Raw genomic sequence first — 19,020 nt, forward strand, 5'->3', positions numbered from 1 at the left:
CTTCTCCCCTGCCCCAAAGAGCCCCCTGCGTCCCCACGCAGGAATCTCTTTCCCCGCCTGCGCTGAGAAGATAAGGCTCCGGCTTAGTCCAGCGCCAGGTGCTGGTGCAGTTCGGCCAAGAATAGTCCCTCGGGAGCCTGCTGGCCGGTGAACAGCCGGAACTGCTCCTCCGCCTGGCCAGCGAGCATCTGCAGACCATCGGAGACTGGCAGCCCCTGCTGCTTGGCCTGAGCCAACAGCGCGGTCGGATAAGGATCGTAGATCACGTCGATGACAGACTCAGCGCGACAGAACTCATCCACGTACTCCGCAGCGACGTCCTCCGGGACCGTCGAAATCAGCGCTGCAGCCTGGCCACACACGTGGCCCAGCTCCGGGGCATCGAACCGGGTCCAGGAAAACTCCATGCCCAGCGACTCGGTGAGCGCCTGCAGGTTCAGCGCACGCTCCGAACGGGCGACCACGTTAATCTCGGAGAATCCGGCAGCCGCTGCGGCAGCAACGGCGGGGCGGGCGGTGCCACCGTTACCGACAATGACGGCCGTCTGCCCGGCGAATGGTGCGCCTCGTTCCGGATCGCGCTCGGTGAGCTCGGCTGCCACCGCGTTCAGGCAGGCGGTGAGACCGTCGACGTCGGTGTTATCCGCGAGCCAGCGGCCATCCTCCTGCGGCACCAGCGTGTTGGCGGAGCCGATGTCCTCGGCCCGCTTCGTCGCCAGCCCCGCCAGCTCGAGTGCTGCGCCCTTGCCCGGCATAGTGACGGACAATCCGCGGATGTCCGGATCCTGCGCCTGAACGATCACCCGGATGTCCCGGGCCTCCGGCGCCTCCACCCGGTAGTAATCCAGGTCCAGGCCCATGGCCCGGTAGCCAGCCTTGTGGATCACCGGGGACAGCGAATGCGACACCGGGCTGCCCAGGACCGCGCAGCGGGGGCCGCTTAGCGCAAAAAATTCTTCCGGACTGAGCACACTCGCACCTGCCGAGTCCGCAGTGGGCTGAGGGTCACCGCCGGTAGACAACTGGGCATCCTGGCTTTCCGACATCGGCTTCCTCTTCCTCCTGGCTTATTGCTTAGCGGGCCGAGTCCAGCACGCCGTTGGCGCGCGCCTTCTCGATCGCGGCCTCGTGGGCATCGAAGTCCCGGTTGAACACGGTCTCGCCATCCTTGTTGATGGTGACGAAGTAGAGCCAATCGCCCTCAGCGGGGTGCTCCATCGCCTGCAGCGCCTGAATACCCGGGGAGGCGATAGGGGTCTCCGGCAGCCCCTTCTTCGCATAAGTATTCCACGGGGTGCGGCGAGCGCGGTCGCTATCCGTCGTGGCGACCTCCTGCTCGTCGACGTCGTAGTTCACCGTGGAGTCGAACTCCAGACGCTGGTCTTCCTTGAGTCGGTTGAGGATCACGCGAGCAACCTTGTCGAAGTCCCCGGCAGGTGCCTCGCGCTCCACCAGGGAGGCCGCGGTGATCATCTCATATGGGGTTAGGCCCACAGCCTCAGCAGCCTTGAGCAGCCCCGTCGCCTCGTATTCCGCCGCAGAGTTGCTGATCAGCTCGCGCATGATCTCCTGCGGGGTCGAGGTCGGGTCGAAAAGGTGCACGCCCGGGGAGATCAGCCCCTCGATGCGGCGCGGATCATCGGCGCGGTCGGCCACCGCCCCCTTCGCCCACTGCGGCACCTCCAACTCTTCCGGGGTGGAGCTGACCACGGCTTCGCGCAGCGTATCGGAGGAGATGCACTCATCCTCGCTCGAGCAGGTCTGGGCGGAGATCAGCGAGTAAATCCCCTCGCGCGTCTTCCCGCCCACGACGGTGACGTCCTCCAGCGGCAGGCCGGTCGGGATGTCGACGACGCCGCGGCGGTTAGCGTCGTCTGTCAGCGCGTCCAGCGCGGCCGAGGCCGACATTTTTTCCTGAAGCGGATAGTAACCGGTCTGCAGGCTGGCGTCACGGGCTTCGGCCTCGCGCATCAGCGCCCGCCGGGAGCCAACAATCTTCTTCTCCACCAATGTCGGGGCGATGGAAGACAGGCTGTCCCCCTCGCCGACCTTGACCATCACGACCGTTCCATTGCCCGCACCCTCGTAGTCGCGCTGGCCGACGACGGACCGCTGGTACCAGACGTACCCGGAGATGCCCACCAACAGCAGGGTGAGCGCCAAAGCCAGCGCGACTGCCAGTTGACGGCGGCGCCGGTACTTCGGTTGCATACTCCGCTTCAGGGTCATGCAACTATGCCTTTCGGATCTCAGGTGCTACGGAACGCGCGGCCACGCTCGAAGCGTGAAGGCAACGCGAAGCATCGCCATAGGACAGCGATGCATCCGATGATCGTGGATCGATCATCGGACATTATTCCATGATCACAATTCGATTACGAGATGACGCGCCGACGGGCGTCAAGCCACCCCTGGAGAATGTGCACCGCCGCGGCTTGGTCAATCCGCTTCCGACCCTTCTTGGCGCTCACCCCGGAGGCATGAAAGGCCTGGGTGGCTGCCATGGTGGACATGCGTTCGTCGACGAGCCGTATCGGGAGGTCGGGCAGCTCTTCGGCCAGGTCCTCGTAAAAGTCGAGGGCTGCCGCGGTGCTCGCGGTGTGGTTGCCGCGCAGCGCCACCGGAAGACCGACGACGACCTCCACGACGAAGTTCTCCTCGATCAGTTCCACGACGCGCGACACATCGGAGCCGTCGACGGCGGCGGCGACCGTCTCCAGTGGAGAGGCCAGGATGCCATCCGGGTCGCTCAGCGCAACGCCGATCCGCACACTGCCGACATCGAGAGCCAGCCGCCGTCCCCGCCCCGGGTCGGTCTCCGGGTCGGGACGATCTGGCGAAATCTCCTCGCGGGAAAAATCGGATGCCATCGGCGATCGACCTCGCGGAACTAGCTCAGGGTCTCGTTCACGAGGCGCTGCACGGCGGCCAGGCCGGCGTCGACACCGGAAGCATCGGAACCGGAGCCCTGCGCCAGGGCTGGCTTACCGCCACCGCGGCCACCAACCTCGGCGCCGAATGCCTTCACCAGGTCGCCGGCCTTCAGCCCACGCTCGACAGCCTGCGGGTTGGCCGCGGCGACGAACGGAACCTTTTCGCCGTCCTGGGCAGTGAAGAGCACGACCGCCGCCTCGGAGTTGAAGCGGGCGATGGCGTCCTGCGCCACCGAACGCAGGTCCTTCGCACCCAGGCCCTCCCCGAGGTTCTGGGTCAGCACCTTCACACCGGATACATCTGCGGCGCTGTCCACGATGCTGCCGACCTGGGCTGCCAGCTGCTGGGCACGCAGCTGCTGGACCTGCTTCTCTGCGGCCTTGAGCTTGGCGGTCAGCGCGTCGATGCGCTCCGGGATCTCCTCGCTGGTGGCCTTAAAATTCGCTGCGAGGTTCGCGACGAGGGAACGGTCGGCAGCGAGGTGGCGGAAGGAATCCATTCCGGTGTAGGCCTCGATGCGGCGCACGCCGGAGCCCACGGAGGACTCACCGAGCACGCTGATCGGGCCAATCTGGGAGGAGTGGTCCACGTGGATACCGCCGCACAGCTCCATGGAGAATGGTCCGCCAATCTCGACGACACGAACCTGGTTGCCGTAGTTCTCGCCGAACAGCGCCATCGCACCCATCGCCTTGGCCTCCTCCAGGGAGGTCTCGATGGTATTGACCTGGTAGTCAGTGTCCACCGCGGAGTTCGCGATCTCCTCGATCTGCTGCAGCTGCTTCTCGGTCAGCTGATCCCCGTAGGAGAAGTCGAAGCGCAGGTAGCCGGGCTTGTTCATGGAACCGGCCTGCACGGCTGTCGGTCCCAGCACCTCGCGCAGCGCGGCGTGGATCAGGTGGGTACCGGAGTGCGCCTGGCGGGCCTGGTGGCGCCACTTCTGGTCGACGCGGGCCTCGAGGAGCTCTCCGATGGCGAGCTCTCCCTCGGTGACCTCGATCTGGTGCGCCCAGACCTTCTTGGCGATCTTCTGGACGTCCACGACCTTAGCCAGGCCACCTGGGCCGCGGAGGTCGCCACGGTCGGCCATCTGGCCACCCGACTCAGCGTAGAACGGGGTCTGATCCAGGATGACCTGGGCGTGCTGGCCGGCGGACGCGCGGTCGGCGAGCTGGCCGTCGACGACCAGGCCCAGAACCTTGCCCTCGTCCACCGTGTTCTCGTAGCCGGTGAAGTGGGTCGGGTGGGAATCGATGAATGCGCGGTAGACGCTCAGGTCCGCGTGGACGTGCTTCTTGGCGGCGTTATCAGCCTTGGCGCGAGCCTTCTGCTCGGCCATCAGCTCGTGGAAGCCCTCCTCGTCGACCGTCAGCGAGGCCTCCTCGGCCATCTCGCGGGTCAGGTCGATCGGGAAGCCGTGGGTGTCGTGCAGCGAGAAGGCAACCTCGCCCGGTACCACCGTGGCGCCGCTGTTGCGGGCCTCCGTGAGGAACTGCTCGAAAAGCTGGGAACCGGACTCGAGGGTCTTCAGGAAGGCCTTCTCCTCGATCACGCCCACGGAGCGGATGCGCTCCCAGTTCTCCGCGATCTCCGGGTAGGACGGGGTCATCGCCTCGCGGACGGTGTCCAGGAGCTGCTCGATGACAGGCCCCTGAGCCCCCAGCAGTCGGGCGGAGCGAATGATGCGGCGGATCAGGCGACGCAGGATGTAGCCACGCCCCTCGTTGCCTGGGGTCACGCCGTCGAGGATGAGCATCAGCGCGGTACGGCTGTGGTCGGCGATGACACGGAAGCGGATATCGCCCTTATCCTCCGAGCCGTAGCGAGTGCCGGTCAGCTTCTCTGCGGTGTCGATCACCGGGCGCAGCAGGTCGGTCTCGTAGACGTTATCCACGCCCTGCAGCAGGAATGCGAGGCGCTCCACGCCCATGCCGGTATCGATGTTCTTCTTCGGCAGGTTGCCCACGATGTCGAAGCTGCCGTCGGGCTTGGTTTCGCCGCGCTCGAACTCCATGAACACGAGGTTCCAGATCTCGATGAATCGGCTATCGTCCACTGCCGGGCCACCGTCCGCACCATAAGCCGGGCCACGGTCGTAGTAAATCTCGGAGCACGGCCCACACGGTCCGGGCACGCCCATGTGCCAGTAGTTATCCTCCATCCCGAGGCGCTGGATGCGCTCGGTGGGTAGACCGACAAGGTCGTGCCACAGCTGCGCGGCCTCGTCGTCGTCCTCGTAGACGGTGACCCAGAGGCGGTCCGGGTCCATTCCCAGGCCACCGTCGTCAACGGAATTGGTCAGCAGCGTCCACGCGTTCTTAATCGCGCCTTCCTTGAAGTACTGGCCGAAGGAGAAATTGCCGGCCATCTGGAAGAAGGTGTTGTGGCGGGTGGTGATGCCGACCTCGTCGATATCGAGGGTGCGCACGCACTTCTGGATGGAGGTGGCGGTGCCGAACGGCGGGGTCTCCTGCCCCAGGAAGTAGGGCTTGAAGGGGACCATACCCGCGTTGACGAAGAGCAGGTTCGGGTCGTCGAGGATCAACGACGCGCTGGGCACCTCGGTGTGACCGCTTTTCACGAAATGGTCGGTGAAGCGCTGGCGAATCTCATGCGTCTGCACGGTTGTGCTACCTCAATCTGTCTCGGGTTGTCTTGGCGGCCTGAGTGGGGCCGACCGCCTCCTGCGGGTTGCGTGCCGCGGGGAAAGCTAAAACTACAGATGGCATTCTACTTGCCCGGGCGCGACCCACGCACAATACCCCGCAGCGTGTCCAGGCGACTGTGGATCGTACGCTCGTGGCCGTGAGTGGTGGGCCGGTAGTACTCCGCTTCGACCAGGTCATCCGGCAGGTACTGCTGGCGCAGCACGCCCCGGGGATCATCGTGCGGGTACTGGTAGCCGGTAGCGTTTCCGAGGGCCTTCGCGCCGCTGTAGTGTCCGTCGCGCAGGTGGGCTGGAACGATCGCCCCCTTGCCCGCCCGGATGTCGGCGATGGCCTCGTTGATGCCAACGTAGGCGGCGTTGCTCTTCGGGGCGGTGGCCATGTGGACGGTGGCATGGGCCAGCGTGATGCGGGCCTCCGGCATACCGATGAAGCTCACCGCCTGGTGCGCCGCGACTGCGACCTGCAGGGCAGTAGGATCCGCGGTTCCGATGTCCTCAGAGGCGACGATGACTAAACGCCGGGAGATGAACCGGGGGTCCTCCCCTCCTTCGAGCATCCGCGCAAGGTAATGCAGCGCGGCATCCGGGTCGGAGCCACGCATGGACTTGATGAATGCGCTCGTGACGTCGTAGTGCTGGTCGCCGTCGCGGTCGTAGCGAGCCACTGCCTTATTCGTGGAGCGGGTGACGTCGGCGACCGTGATCGTGGGAGCCTCGTCACCGTCCTGCTGTTGTTGCAGGACGTCCTCGGCGACGGCCTCGAGGTACGTCAGGCTGCGTCGAGCATCCCCGCCGGAGACCGCGGCGAGCTGGTTCAGGGCGTCGTCAGCGATCTGCACCTGGTCGGCCAAGCCCCGCTCATCGGCGATGGCGCGACGCAGCACGGATTTGATGCCTTCTTCGTCCAGAGACTTCAGCTGGACAAGCAGCGAGCGGCTGAGCAGCGGCGAGACCACGGAGAAGCTCGGGTTCTCGGTCGTGGCGGCCACCAACAGCACCGTGCGGTTCTCCACCGCCGCGAGCAAGGCGTCCTGCTGGGTTTTGGAGAAACGGTGCACCTCGTCGATGAAGAGCACGGTGCGCTCCCCGTGGAGCAGTCGACGACGGGCGTCCTCGATGACAGCCCGGACCTCCTTGACCCCGGAATTCAGGGCAGACAGAGCGACAAAGTGGCGCCCGGATGCCGCCGAGATCAGCGATGCGATGGTGGTTTTGCCCGTGCCGGGTGGCCCGAACAGGATGACGGAGGAGTCGCCGCGCCCGTCAATGAGCCGCTGCAGCGGGGTCCCCGGCCCCAGCACGTGGTCCTGCCCCACCACCTCAGCCAGGCTTCGCGGCCGCATGCGGACTGCCAGCGGCGCATGCGAACCCGGGTGAAAGTATGCTTCCGCCTCCGCTGCACTGGTCCCAGACTGGCTGGGTTCGGCCTGGGTGAACAGGTCCTCCATGTCGCGCCTAGTCCTCGCGTCGCTGCGGGTGCGCGCCCAGCGGGGCCAGCGCCACCAGGAGATTTTCTGCAAGCTCAATGACGGGTGCGAAACGCTCCTCGCCCAGCCCCGCCGTGAAGCGCAAGACGGCGTCCACGGTGGTCGCGAGATCGATGAGCTGTGCGGTCGTCAGCTTCTTCAAGTCATCGACCTCGATATCGAATTCGCGCAGGTCATTAACCTTATCGGAACCGTAATACAGGAGCGCCAGAGAGAAGAAGGCCCACGCGACCAGCGAGGCCACCAGGACCTCGTTGAAGTAGGCGTCGTCCCGGAACTCCGGCCAGTAGTGCACGACCTCTGCGCGCCAGGCATCGAGGAACTCGGCGGTCTCCTGATCGTTCAGGGCCGGGGTCGTCAGGTCCTGTGGGAAACCGGCCATGACACACGCGACGTCGAAGGCAATATCGCGGAACCCTGCCCACTCGTAGTCGAGGAAGAACACGCGCTGCGCTAAGACGATGTTATCCGGCATGAGGTCGAACGGAGTGAAGGCACGAGCGGTGGCATCCGACTGTCGCTTCGCCGACAGGTTCGCCAACCGGGTGACCTCCGGGTGCATGGCGATTGAGTTGCCCTCCATCAGCTCCAGTCCGAGCGCGATGGTGTCCTCAATCTTCGGCTGCTGGTCGGCGACATCCTCAAAGTCGTAGCCATGCTTCTGGCACTGGCGGCGGAAGAGGGTGTCATAGGACTCCTCTTTACCTGCGGTAGCTACGTGCATGCGACCGAGTGACCGCCCCAGCTTCCGCAGTGCGGTGCGGCGATCCTTGGCCGGCAATTGAGTGAGCACCTCAGCGAAATTCTGGCCTTCACCAAGGTCCGAGAGGATCAGGAGGCGTTCCTCGATGTCATACGCCAGCAGCAAGGGGCCTGGCCGTGATTCCTCAGCCAGGGTGTTTGTGAACTGATAAGCCACGAGCTCGCGGAAAAGCCCGGTGCGGTCGAAGGAGATTCTCCTGCTACCGCGTGACCGGTTGGCCTCCGGGTCCCCGAGGGATGAGTGATCTTCGCCCGAGGCCTCAGGTGGTAGCTGTTTGACCACCACCGTGCGTTCCTGGAGGAAGTCATTGTGCCCGACCCGAGCGCGCAGGACCAGGGAGGATCCGTTTCCTCCGAGGTTCTCCGGGCTGCTCAGTTCCGGCGATCCGCCGAAGCGGGCGGCGAGGACTCGCTGCGCGGACTCGCCTACTGCCGCCACGGAGAGGGCTGGATTGTGTTCGGACACCTGTTTACTCATCCTCATTGCCAACGGACCGGCACCATGTGCCACCCAGCTGGTCTTTTTATCTTTTCGCGCTACTTGGAGCTGGTCTTGGCTGCGCCGGCCTGCGCCTCTGCGGCCTTCTTCGGCTTCGCGTCGATGCCGGATTCCTTACGCTGCTCCGGGGTGATCTCGCTCGGTGCATCCGTCAGTGGGTCGACACCGCCGCCGGACTTCGGGAAGGCGATGACATCGCGGATGGAGTCGAAGCCGCCCAGCAGGCTGACGATTCGGTCCCAGCCGAACGCGATGCCGCCGTGTGGCGGAGCGCCGAAGGCAAAGGCGTCGAGCAGGAAGCCGAACTTCTCGCGGGCCTCCTCCTGGGAGATTCCCATGACCTGGAACACTCGTTCCTGGACGTCCCGCTGGTGGATACGAATGGAGCCGCCACCGATCTCGTTGCCGTTGCAGACGATGTCGTAGGCGTAGGCCAGCGCGGAACCCGGATCCTGGTCGAAGGAGTCCAGGAACTCCGGCTTCGGGGAGGTGAATGCGTGGTGCACGGCAGTCCATGCGGAGTTGCCGAGAGCCACGTCGCCCTCTGCGCGGGCATCTGCTGCAGGCTCGAACATCGGCGCGTCAACGACCCAGGTGAAGGCCCACTTGTTGTCGTCGATGAGCCCCAGCTTCTGGGCGATCTCGCCGCGTGCCGCGCCCAGCAGGCCGCGGGAAGACTTGGTGTCGCCGGCTGCGAAGAAGATGCAGTCGCCCGGCTTCGCACCGACGTGGTCGGCAATACCAGCGCGCTCGTCGTCGGTGATGTTCTTCGCGACTGGACCGGACAGCTCGCCGTCCTCGCCCACCAGGATGTAGGCCAGGCCCTTCGCACCGCGCTGCTTGGCCCACTCCTGCCAGGCGTCGAGCTGGCGGCGTGGCTGGCTGGCCCCACCATCCATGACGACGGCACCGACGTACTCGTTCTGGAACACGCGGAAGGTCGTGTCCTTGAAGAACTCGGTGCACTCAGTGATCTGGATGTCGAAGCGCAGATCCGGCTTATCGGAGCCGTAGAGGCGCATCGCGTCGGCGTAGGTCATGCGCGGGAACGGGGTCTGGACATCGTAACCGGCGGTGGACCACACCTCGGTGAGGATCTCCTCGGCCAGGGCGATGACGTCCTCCTGGTCGACGAAGCTCATCTCGACGTCCAGCTGGGTGAACTCCGGCTGGCGGTCGGCGCGGAAGTCCTCGTCCCGGTAGCAGCGGGCAATCTGGTAGTACCGCTCCATGCCGGCGACCATGAGCAGCTGCTTGAACAGCTGCGGGGACTGCGGCAGAGCGTAGAAGGTGCCTGGCTTCAGGCGTGCCGGAACCAGGAAGTCACGTGCGCCCTCCGGGGTGGAACGGGTCAGCGTCGGGGTCTCGATCTCCGTGAAATCGTGGCGCTCGAGAACCTTGCGAGCCGCAGCGTTGGCCTTGGAGCGCAAGCGGAGTGCGTCGCCCTGGGAGGCGCGGCGCAGATCCAGGTAACGGTACTTCAGGCGGGTCTCCTCGCCGACCTCGCCGGCGGAGGACGGGTCGTCGATCTGGAACGGCAGCGCGGCGGACTCGTTGAGTACCTCGAGCTCGCTGACGTTGACCTCGACGGCGCCGGACGGCAGGTTCGGGTTCTCGGAACCCTCCGGACGGGCCTCCACGCGACCGCGAACGCGGACACAGTACTCGCTGCGCAGCGCGTGGGCGCGCTCGGCGACCTCGGACTCGCGGAACACGACCTGTGCGACGCCGGAACGGTCGCGCAGGTCGATGAAGATCACGCCACCGTGGTCTCGGCGACGGCCTACCCAGCCGGTGAGGGTGACCTCCGAGTCGATGTCTCCTGGGCGAAGTTCGCCTGCTAGATGGGTTCGCAGCACGTCGCTTATCCTTCCGATGCTTTCAATCTTTGAAAAAGGTGTCGAATTCAACCCTTCAGCTTAGTCCATCAACAAGTGTGGCAAACTTTAGGGCGTGACCTTCAATCAAAATCTAGGCGACTCCTCCGGCCGCGCCCAAGGTGGCGGCAATTCCGGGGGCTCCAACTTCGGCGGCGGAAACCGTGGCGGCGGCAACTTCCTCATCAACATGTTGGTGAGTCAGGTGGGCGCTCGTTTCGGGCTGCCCGGCATCATCATCGCCGGCTTGGTGATCTTCTTCCTCAACAGCGGCGGCGGAATCCCAGGCATTGGCGGCGGCGGTGCCAACAATGTGCAGGGCCCGCAGACCGACTCGGATGCGCTCGCGCACTGCAAGACGTACGAGGACGCCAACGAGCACGACGACTGCCGCATTCAGGCCACCGCGACGGTTCTGGACGACTTCTGGGGCGAGGCGCTCCCCCAGGAGGCGAATATTGAGTACACCAAGCCGGGGCTCTTCATCGGCTCTGGTCAGCTAAACACCGCCTGCGGGGCGGCTGATGCCTCCCAGTCCGGACCGTTCTACTGCCCGGGCGATGAGACCGCCTACTTCGCGACGCCATTCTTTAAGCAGCTGCGGCAGATGGGTGGCTCCGATGGCCCGTTCGCCCAGATGTATGTTGTCGCCCACGAGTTCGGCCACCACATTCAACACCTCGAGGGCAACCTCGGTCTCTCCGATTACAACAACCCGGGTGAGGACTCCAACGCCGTGAAGATGGAGCTGCAGGCCGACTGCTACGCGGGCCTGTGGGCTAGCCAGGCAGATAAGGGGCCGGACGCCATGCTCGACCCGATCACGCAGGACCAGGTGGATCAGGCCGTGAAGACTGCCCAGTCCATCGGCGATGATGCCATTCAGAAGTCCGCCGGTCGCTCGGTCAACCCGGAGAAGTGGACTCACGGCTCCTCCCAGCAACGCGTGGACGCATTCCTGCGCGGCTACCAGGGAGGAACAATGGCCAGCTGCGAGGCCAACTTCCGCCGCTAAGCGCCATCAGCTTGGGCGCACGCCATCGGCTAAGGCCCTCCAGTAGCGCTTCGCTCCGGGCGGCCGAAGAACCCACGGCAACGAAAACGGCACTGTGCGAGAAAGCGCAGTGCCGTTCTTTTTGGCCGAAAGTCCCGCGTGGTGATCCGAGGACTACGCCAGCTGCTGACGGATGTGGGTGGTCAGGTCCGCCACTGCGACGTCGTGCTGCTCCCCGAGCTGCAGGTCCTTCACTGCCACGGTGCCGGCCTCGAGCTCCTGGTCGCCGATGACGACGGCGAGCTGAGCGTTCGCCCGGTTGGCTGCCTTCATCGCCCCCTTGAGCCCACGATTGCCGTAGGCCATGTCCGCCGCAACGCCCGCCGCTCGCAGCTCGTTGATCAGGCCAACCATGTAGCGCTTCGCGGCATCGCCCATCGGGATGCCGAACACGTCCACGCGGCGACCGGTCGACGCGGTCTTGCCCTCCGCTTCGAGCGCCAGCAGGGCTCGGTCCACGCCGAGGCCGAAGCCGATGCCGGAGAGGTCCTGGCCGCCGAGCTGGGCCATCAGGCCGTCGTAGCGACCGCCACCGCCGATCCCGGACTGAGCCCCGAGGCCGTCGTGGACGAACTCGAAGCAGGTCTTGGTGTAGTAATCCAGCCCGCGGACCATGCGCGGGTTGATCGTGTACGCCACTCCCATGTCCTCCAGCAGGCCGGTGACGGTTTCGAAGTGCTCACGGGAGGAATCGGAGAGGTGGTCCTTCATCAGCGGCGCGTCTTGCAGCATCTCCTGCATCTGCGGGCGCTTATCGTCCAGCACTCGCAGGGGGTTGAGCTCCGCGCGACGCTGGGTCTCCTCATCCAGCGGCAGCGTGGCCAGGAACTCCTGGAGCTTCGCGCGATATGCCGGGCGATCGGTGCTATCCCCCAGGCTCGTCAGCTCGAGGCGGAAGCCGTCCAGCCCGATGGAGCGGAAGCAGCGGTCTGCCAGGGCGATGACCTCGGCATCCAGCGCCGGGTCGTCCACCCCGATGGCCTCCACGCCGACCTGCTGGAGCTGGCGGAAACGGCCGGCTTGCGGGCGCTCGTAGCGGAAAAACGGACCGTGGTAGGCCAGCTTGGCTGGCAGCTGCCCCCGGTCCAGATTGTGCTGAATCACCGCACGCATCACGCCAGCGGTGCCCTCCGGGCGCAGCGTCACCGAGCGACCACCCCGGTCAGCGAAGGTATACATTTCCTTGCTCACCACATCGGTGGACTCCCCCACACCGCGGGCGAACAGCGAGGTGTCCTCGAACACGGGCAGCTCGATGTGCTCGTAACCGGCGTTGTGGGCGGCGTCGAGAAACGCGGTGCGCACCGCCAGGAATTCACTGGACTGCGGCGGCACGTAGTCCGGAATGCCCTTCGGGGCGTGCAGCGGCTGGAACTTCTTTTCACCTGAGTTAGTCACGCCACCAGATCTTAGTGGCTGGCCCGCCACGGGCGTAGCACTACCCCACCTCGTGCAAGAAGGGGTTGGTCTTCTTCTCTTGACCGATCGTTGTCTGCGGACCGTGACCGGGCAGGACGACGTCGTCGTCATCGAACTCGGCGGACAGACGCTTAAGGGAGAGCGTCATATCAGCTGGGTCCGAACCAGGCAGGTCCGTCCGTCCCACGCCGCCGTTGAAGAGGACGTCCCCGCCCAAGATCAGCCCCGGGATGCGGAACATGACGGATCCGGGGGAATGCCCCGGCATGTGGTGGACGGTAAAGGTTTGACCACCGATGCTGATCTCATCGCCGAGGTTCCGGATATCCTCCGGGACCCGCATGTTCTCCGTGTCGAAGATGCGTGCAAAGTCGAGGACGTTGGTGTACATGCCCGGGTTCTCGAGCATCGAACGGTCATATTCGTGGACGTGGACCGGCACCCCGAACTCCGCGGCATCGCGCATGTGGTCGATGTGGCCATGGGTCAGCACGATCGACTCCACATAGAAGTTGTGCTCGCTCGCGGCACCACTGATCACCTCGTGGGCGCCGTGTCCTGGATCCACCACTGTGGCGGGCCTGCGCCCCTGCTCGTCGCGTGCTGCGGATTCGTCCGCATTGATCAGCACGTAGCAATTGGTCTGAAAGGCGCCCGCCGGAAAGCCCAGCAGCTCGAAGGTGGGTGCGGGCACCCCTGCACCAGTGTTCTCGGAGTTCTTCATGCCCCCATCGTGTCAGAAAATTGTTTTCTTAGGGCATAATGGGAAAGGTTACGCAGGCCCGCGGCCCCACAGCCAGGCTCTGCGCGAATCGTCCATGATCACGCTGAAGATGATCACGCAGGAAGAAAGGCACCGGTTCAACACGTGAGTGAGAACACTGGGCGCAAGATGCCCAACGCGCAGCGCCGCGACGAGGCGCTGGATAACCTCGACAAGGCGATTAAAGGCCGCGAGCGCAAGGCTAAGCTCGCGCCGCTCGGCGTGATGGTGACCACCGTCGTGGTCCTGGCCGCGATCGTGGGCGGCATCTACTTCGCCAGCACCTACACGGGCTCCGATGACTCCGAGGATCAGACCGAAACCCAGGCTCAGGACGAGCAGCAGTACCCGCCGCTGCCAGACGGCCCGATGACGGCCTACCCGAAGCAGGTCAGCTGCGAGTACGAGGATGAGGGCGGCGCGGCCAAGCAGGTCGATAAGCCGAGCACCGAGAACATCCCGACCGATGGCCTGGTCAAGGTGAACCTGAAGACCACCGCCGGCGAGATCCCCATCGAGCTGGACCGCGGCACCTCCCCGTGCTCGGTGAACAGCTTCGAGTCGCTGGCCAAGCAGAACTACTTCGATAACACGGTCTGCCACCGCCACGTGAAGTCCGATCAGATGGGCATCCTGCAGTGCGGCGACCCGACCGGCAAGGGCACGGGCGGACCGGGCTACAAGTTCGGCGACGAATTCCCACTCAACGGTGTGGCCGAGGGCGAGAGCCAGTCCCCGCTGACCTACCCGCGCGGCACCCTGGCAATGGCTAACTCCGGCCCGGACACCAATGGCTCCCAGTTCTTCCTCGTCACGAAGGACACCACGCTGCCACCGGCGTACAACGTCTTCGGCAAGATCAGCGACGAGGGCCTGGCCACCCTGGACAAGATCTACGACGCCGCCCCAGAGGGCGACGGCAAGCCGGCTGATGAGGTCAAGATCGAAAAGGCCACCGTCAGCTAGATCCCTACTCCGGCTGCGCAAAGCCCGGGTACCCCGCATGGGTGCCCGGGCTTCGTCGTTGATCCTGCCCCGACGGGGGTTGGCTGGGTCCTAGCCGCCGGTGGTGACTCGGTAGACGTCGAACACGCCCTCGATGTTGCGCAGCTGCCCCATCAGGTAACCCAGCTGCTTGGTATCGGAGACCTCGAAGGTGAAACGGATCATCGCCACCCGATCCTCCGAGGTGCGCGAGCTCGTCGCGATGATCGGCACCTTCTGCTCGCTAACCACGCGGGTGACCTCGGAGAGCAGGCCGTTGCGATCCAGGCCTTCGATCTGGATCGTCACGAGGAACACGGCGTTCTGGAAACTCTGCGCCCAGCCCACCTCGATGATTCGCTCCTGGTCCTGGTGCAGCTTCGGAGCGTTGGTGCAGTCTGTGCGGTGCACTGAGACTCCGCCACCCTTGGTGATGAAGCCGAAGATCGCATCGCCCGGCACCGGGGTGCAGCACTTCGCCAGCTTCGCGGAGAAGTCCGCCTCCCCCTGCACGAGGATGCCGGAGCCGTCGCCACGGCCCTCCTGCGGGGTGTTCGCGATCCGGCTTGCCGGGTGGACGGGCACCTCGTTGGGCAGCATCGGGGGCGCATCGTCCTCGCCAGCGAGCTGGTCCATAAGCTGGTTGACGACGTGCCCGGCGGTGACCTCGTGGCGGCCGATGGCAGCGTACAGGGCGTCGACGTCGTCGTACCCCAGGTCGGCTGCCAGGGCACGGACTGACTCGGGGGTGAACAGGCGCTGCACCGGCACGCCATTACGCTGCACCTCCGCGGCGAGCGCGTCACGTCCGACCTCGACAGCCTCACCGCGGCGCTCCTTGGCAAACCACTGCTTGATGCGGGCCCTGGCTCGGGGCACAACGACGAAGTTCAGCCAGTCCTTACTGGGTCCTGCCGACTGGTCCTTGGAGGTAAAGATCTCTACCTTGTCGCCGGTCTGCAGCTTGCTTTCCAGCGCAACCAAACGTCCATTGACCTTCGCGCCGATGCAGCGGTGCCCGACCTCGGTGTGCACGGAGTAGGCGAAGTCCACGGGGGTGGCACCCGCGGGAAGCGTAATGGCATCCCCCTTCGGGGTGAACACAAAGATCTCGTCGGTGGAGAGGTCGTAGCGCAGCGAATCCAGGAACTCGTTCGGATCCGCCGCCTCCTTCTGCCAGTCCAACAGTTGGCGCATCCACGCCATCTGGTCCAGGTCCTCGCTGGTTCCACTGTGGGTGCCTCGGGTCTCCTTGTAGCGCCAGTGCGCGGCAATGCCGTATTCGGCGTTGCGGTGCATCTCCAGAGTGCGGATCTGGATCTCCAGCGGCTTCGCGTCCGGGCCAAGCACGGTGGTGTGCAGGGACTTGTAAACGCCGAAGCGCGGCGAGCTGATGTAGTCCTTAAAACGGCCGGGCATGGGCTGGTACAAGGCGTGGACCGCGCCGACGGCGGCGTAGCAGTCGCGGACGGTTTCCACCAGGATTCGGATTCCCACCAGGTCGAAAATCTCGTCAAAATCGCGGCCGCGGACGATCATCTTCTGGTAGATCGACCAGTAGTGCTTCGGCCTGCCCACGACCTCGGCGTTGATGCCGGTGTCCTGCATCGCGGACTCGATTTCATCCTTGACGCGGGCGATGTACTGGTCGCGCTTGGGGGCTCGGTCCGCGACGATGCGGACGATCTCCTCGTACTTGCGCGGATACAGGATCGCAAAGGCGAGGTCCTCCAGCTCCCACTTGACGGTCGCCATCCCCAGCCGGTGCGCCAGTGGTGCGATGACCTCCAGTGTTTCGCGAGCCTTCTTCGCCTGCTTCTCCGGCGGCAAGAAGCGCATGGTCCGCATGTTGTGCAGCCGGTCGCAGACCTTGATGACCAGCACGCGGGGATCGTGCGACATCGCCACGATCATCTTTCGGACGGTCTCGGCCTCCGCTGCGGAACCGAGCGCCACCTTGTCCAGCTTGGTGACACCGTCCACGAGGCGCGCAACCTCCTCACCGAAATCAGCGGTGAGTTCCTCGAGTGAATAGTCGGTGTCCTCGACGGTGTCGTGCAGGAGTGCTGCCACCAGCGTGGTGGTGTCCATGCCGATCTCCGCAGCGATGGTCGCCACGGCGAGCGGGTGGGTAATGTACGGCTCCCCCGACTTGCGCATCACGCCGTCGTGCAGTCGCTCCGCAGTGTCATACGCCCGGTTGAGAACCTCGAGGTTCGCCTTCGGATGGAACTTCCGGTGCACCACGATGAGTGGTGCCAGCACAGGGTTCACCTTCGGGCGGGCGGTCCCCGTCAGGGTGCGCGCAATGCGCGCCGCCATCCACAGCGAACCCTTTTCGTTACTCATGATCGGTTCCTACGACATACAACGGGATATCAGGGAAGCGCTGTCGACCGTCCAGCGCTTGTACCTCAAGTACTACCCCAAGGCCACAGACCGTCGCACCAGCTTTGTCAAGCAAGCTACGAGCGGCCTGGAGGGTGCCCCCGGTCGCCAGGACGTCGTCGAGCAGCAGTACCCGGCGGCCCCGCAAATCCAAGCCGTCGGCTGGGATCTCGAGCGTGGCGGTGCCGTACTCCAGCTGATAGTTGGCCTGGTGAACCGGCGGCGGCAGTTTTCCGCCCTTGCGCACCGCGAGGATGCCGAGGCCCAGCTCGTAAGCCACGGCGCTGCCGAGCAAGAAGCCGCGCGCATCGAGACCAGCGATCAGGTCTGGTTCCATCTCCCGGGCAGCGTCAGCCAAGGAGCAAACGACAGCTCGGAAAGCCTCCGCGTCGGCGAGCGCCGGCGTGAGGTCCTCGAAAACAATGCCCTCGGCGGGGAATCCTGGCACGAGCCGAATGTGATCCGCGAGCAGCTTCTGGGCATACTCCTGACGCTCAATCGCGCTCGGGTCGGAGAGGATGAACTCTGATGCCTGGGTCATGGTTGTCGACTAATCCTTTAAGACTTCTTGGTGGGGGTGTCCGTGGGGCTGTTGGTTTCGGGGATGTGGTCTAGCTCGACCCACCGGTCCATGTTCCAGCTGAGCCCCACATTGCCCGGGTTATCCACGACATTGTCCACATTTTTCAGGGTTGCGATGGCCCGCGGCTCGGTGGTCAGCGGAATCGTCCACATCGCTTGCTGCAGTTCCTTTTCCGCGCGGAGAAGCTCCGGCAGCAGCGATGCCTGGTTGGCCTTGCTGAGCCCATTGCGGCCGAAACCGCTGAGGGTCGACAGCAACGCGTCGTAGTCCTCCCCCAAGGTTCCATAATTCGCGGCGGCAAGAGGCACCTCTTCTACGGTGATCCCGGCCTCCGCGCAGCTGCTCTTGATGCTCTCAACCTGCTTGGCGTAGCGCTCGCGTTCCTTCAGGTAGCCGATGCGCACGGTAGCTCCCTCGAGAGCCCCCTTCGCCGCCTGGATATCCCGGTTCATGTGGGCCCCGGACAGTGCGCGCAACCGGGGGTGAGTCGGCGCAGATGGCTGCACAACACGCAAACCGGTGGCTGTCACACGATTGCGGGAGAACTCCGACACGGTCTTCACGAGGGCCTTGCGGTCGATGCAGGCGCTGAAGGCGTGCCGGGCGCCTTCGTCGGCAAAGATTCCGGTGTCCGCGAGGCTGAGGGTATCCAGACGGTCGCTGGGCTGGCGGCTAATCGAGAACTTCTCGGACGCGATGCCGGCGGCGGCGAAATCCGTCTTTACGGGCGCATCGAGCACCGAAATCTGGTGGTCCTCGGCGAGCTTCGGCAGGTCTGCTCCCGGGCCCCATACGTAGATCGGCACCTGCGCGGGGCTATCCCCGGCCCATTCCGGGTTCTCCCGGAGCACCAACTGGCCTTGCTCCCCCTTCTCGGTGATGCGGTATGGGCCGAATGTCGGGACGGAGGCGGGGTCCGTCTTGGTGATATCGAAGAGCTCTTGCCACGCCTTGCCGAGGCGAGCCAAGTCCTCCACCCCAGACTCGGTGGCTGCGGTGACTGATTCCACCTCGGCCCGCTTGGTGACGCTGTGGGCAGGAAGTACGGTTCCCGCGCTGAAAAGTTCGCGGTACCGCTGGCCGAACCCCGGTTTGAACACCACCCGGAAGCGGTCGGCCCCCGGGGCGCAGTAGAGTTCGGCGACCTGGTGATAGATCGGCAAATCGGAGGCGAAAAGATCGGCACGCTCGCTGGCCAGTTTTGTCAGCTGGAAGTCATCGCACACTACCTTATGCCCATCGGAGTATTTTGCCTTCGGGTTGATCTTGTAGTCGACGACTTCCTGGTGCTTCTCGCTCGGAGTGACCTCGACCAGATCCCGGTTGGGCAGCATTTGGCCCTCCGGTCCAGCGAGGAAGGCACCTGGGTACAGGCGGGCAGAAAGTTTTGCCGCATCAGTAGCCACCCCGACAGCCGACCCCGCGTTGGTGGTGACCGGGGTGGTCGGAAGCTGGTAGCCGAACTGTGGTTCGGCACGACCCAGCCCGCCGCCATCGCTACCGCAGCCGGCCAGCAGAGCGCCAACGGCCAGGGTCGCTATTCCCGCGCGGAATCCGCGATGCTTGAACACTTCACACCTCCTTGAGCGTCCGCCGGGGTTC

14 protein-coding genes are annotated in these 19,020 nt (G+C 64.9%); 2 read left to right on the forward strand and 12 right to left on the reverse strand.

Going from position 1 to position 19,020, the window contains the following annotated elements; all coding sequences use genetic code 11:
- Positions 1–83: 83 nt before the first annotated feature.
- From QP997_RS00745 to aspS, 7 genes are all read right to left on the reverse strand, one after another.
- Positions 84–1,046: a shikimate dehydrogenase gene (locus QP997_RS00745; protein ID WP_070761377.1), complete on the reverse strand. Its 963-nt coding sequence runs from the start codon at positions 1,044–1,046 to the stop codon at positions 84–86.
- A 28-nt stretch (positions 1,047–1,074) separates the two neighbouring features.
- Positions 1,075–2,229 (reverse strand): endolytic transglycosylase MltG, encoded by a 1,155-nt coding sequence (gene mltG, locus QP997_RS00750; protein WP_284845905.1) that lies wholly within the window; start codon positions 2,227–2,229, stop codon positions 1,075–1,077.
- A 146-nt stretch (positions 2,230–2,375) separates the two neighbouring features.
- On the reverse strand, positions 2,376–2,870 hold the full coding sequence (gene ruvX, locus QP997_RS00755; protein ID WP_502870413.1) for a Holliday junction resolvase RuvX: 495 nt from the start codon (positions 2,868–2,870) through the stop codon (positions 2,376–2,378).
- A 20-nt stretch (positions 2,871–2,890) separates the two neighbouring features.
- The gene (alaS, locus tag QP997_RS00760; protein ID WP_070758956.1) at positions 2,891–5,557 is read right to left on the reverse strand and encodes an alanine--tRNA ligase; all 2,667 of its coding nucleotides are present in this window, start codon (positions 5,555–5,557) and stop codon (positions 2,891–2,893) included.
- 107 nt (positions 5,558–5,664) lie between these two features.
- Complete coding sequence (locus QP997_RS00765; protein ID WP_284845906.1) at positions 5,665–7,050, reverse strand: replication-associated recombination protein A; 1,386 nt, start codon at positions 7,048–7,050, stop codon at positions 5,665–5,667.
- Between the two features lie 7 nt (positions 7,051–7,057).
- Entirely contained in the window at positions 7,058–8,317 is a 1,260-nt protein-coding gene (locus QP997_RS00770; RefSeq protein ID WP_284845907.1) for a phosphotransferase, read from the reverse strand.
- A 71-nt stretch (positions 8,318–8,388) separates the two neighbouring features.
- Complete coding sequence (gene aspS, locus QP997_RS00775) at positions 8,389–10,209, reverse strand: aspartate--tRNA ligase (RefSeq protein WP_148811751.1); 1,821 nt, start codon at positions 10,207–10,209, stop codon at positions 8,389–8,391.
- 94 nt (positions 10,210–10,303) lie between these two features.
- Between aspS and ypfJ the strand changes: the two genes are divergently transcribed.
- A complete protein-coding gene (gene ypfJ, locus QP997_RS00780; RefSeq protein WP_070758960.1) occupies positions 10,304–11,242 on the forward strand; it encodes a KPN_02809 family neutral zinc metallopeptidase in 939 nt (312 codons plus the stop codon).
- A gap of 153 nt (positions 11,243–11,395) precedes the next feature.
- On the opposite strand, the gene hisS is transcribed toward ypfJ, so the two are convergent.
- On the reverse strand, positions 11,396–12,679 hold the full coding sequence (gene hisS / locus QP997_RS00785) for a histidine--tRNA ligase (protein WP_284845908.1): 1,284 nt from the start codon (positions 12,677–12,679) through the stop codon (positions 11,396–11,398).
- A gap of 40 nt (positions 12,680–12,719) precedes the next feature.
- On the reverse strand, positions 12,720–13,424 hold the full coding sequence (locus tag QP997_RS00790) for an MBL fold metallo-hydrolase (protein WP_284845909.1): 705 nt from the start codon (positions 13,422–13,424) through the stop codon (positions 12,720–12,722).
- Positions 13,425–13,568: 144 nt separating this feature from the next.
- Between QP997_RS00790 and QP997_RS00795 the strand changes: the two genes are divergently transcribed.
- Positions 13,569–14,429 carry a peptidylprolyl isomerase gene (locus tag QP997_RS00795; RefSeq protein ID WP_284845910.1) on the forward strand — a complete coding sequence of 287 codons (861 nt, stop codon included), beginning with the start codon at positions 13,569–13,571 and terminating at the stop codon, positions 14,427–14,429.
- A gap of 90 nt (positions 14,430–14,519) precedes the next feature.
- Here QP997_RS00795 and QP997_RS00800 read toward each other — a convergent pair whose 3' ends face one another.
- The 3 genes from QP997_RS00800 to QP997_RS00810 are packed head-to-tail and all read right to left on the reverse strand — an operon-like array spanning position 14,520 to position 18,989.
- Positions 14,520–16,796: a RelA/SpoT family protein gene (locus QP997_RS00800; protein ID WP_070758964.1), complete on the reverse strand. Its 2,277-nt coding sequence runs from the start codon at positions 16,794–16,796 to the stop codon at positions 14,520–14,522.
- On the reverse strand, positions 16,789–17,376 hold the full coding sequence (locus QP997_RS00805) for an adenine phosphoribosyltransferase (protein WP_148811743.1): 588 nt from the start codon (positions 17,374–17,376) through the stop codon (positions 16,789–16,791). Before QP997_RS00805 ends, QP997_RS00800 begins: the two co-directional genes overlap by 8 nt.
- 17 nt (positions 17,377–17,393) lie before the next feature.
- Positions 17,394–18,989: an ABC transporter substrate-binding protein gene (locus QP997_RS00810; protein WP_284845911.1), complete on the reverse strand. Its 1,596-nt coding sequence runs from the start codon at positions 18,987–18,989 to the stop codon at positions 17,394–17,396.
- Positions 18,990–19,020 lie beyond the last annotated feature (31 nt).

It is taken from the genome of Corynebacterium sp. MSK039 (genome assembly GCF_030232315.1).
GTDB lineage: Bacteria > Actinomycetota > Actinomycetes > Mycobacteriales > Mycobacteriaceae > Corynebacterium.

Excerpts from the sequence above, each read along its gene's own strand:
- mltG (WP_284845905.1), bottom strand. The coding sequence starts at position 2,229 with ATGACCCTGAAGCGGAGTATGCAACCGAAGTACCGGCGCCGCCGTCAA.
- QP997_RS00805 (WP_148811743.1), bottom strand. The coding sequence starts at position 17,376 with ATGACCCAGGCATCAGAGTTCATCCTCTCCGACCCGAGCGCGATTGAG.
- QP997_RS00765 (WP_284845906.1), bottom strand. The coding sequence starts at position 7,050 with ATGGAGGACCTGTTCACCCAGGCCGAACCCAGCCAGTCTGGGACCAGT.
- QP997_RS00800 (WP_070758964.1), bottom strand. The coding sequence starts at position 16,796 with ATGAGTAACGAAAAGGGTTCGCTGTGGATGGCGGCGCGCATTGCGCGC.
- QP997_RS00745 (WP_070761377.1), bottom strand. The coding sequence starts at position 1,046 with ATGTCGGAAAGCCAGGATGCCCAGTTGTCTACCGGCGGTGACCCTCAG.
- ruvX (WP_502870413.1), bottom strand. The coding sequence starts at position 2,870 with ATGGCATCCGATTTTTCCCGCGAGGAGATTTCGCCAGATCGTCCCGAC.
- QP997_RS00790 (WP_284845909.1), bottom strand. The coding sequence starts at position 13,424 with ATGAAGAACTCCGAGAACACTGGTGCAGGGGTGCCCGCACCCACCTTC.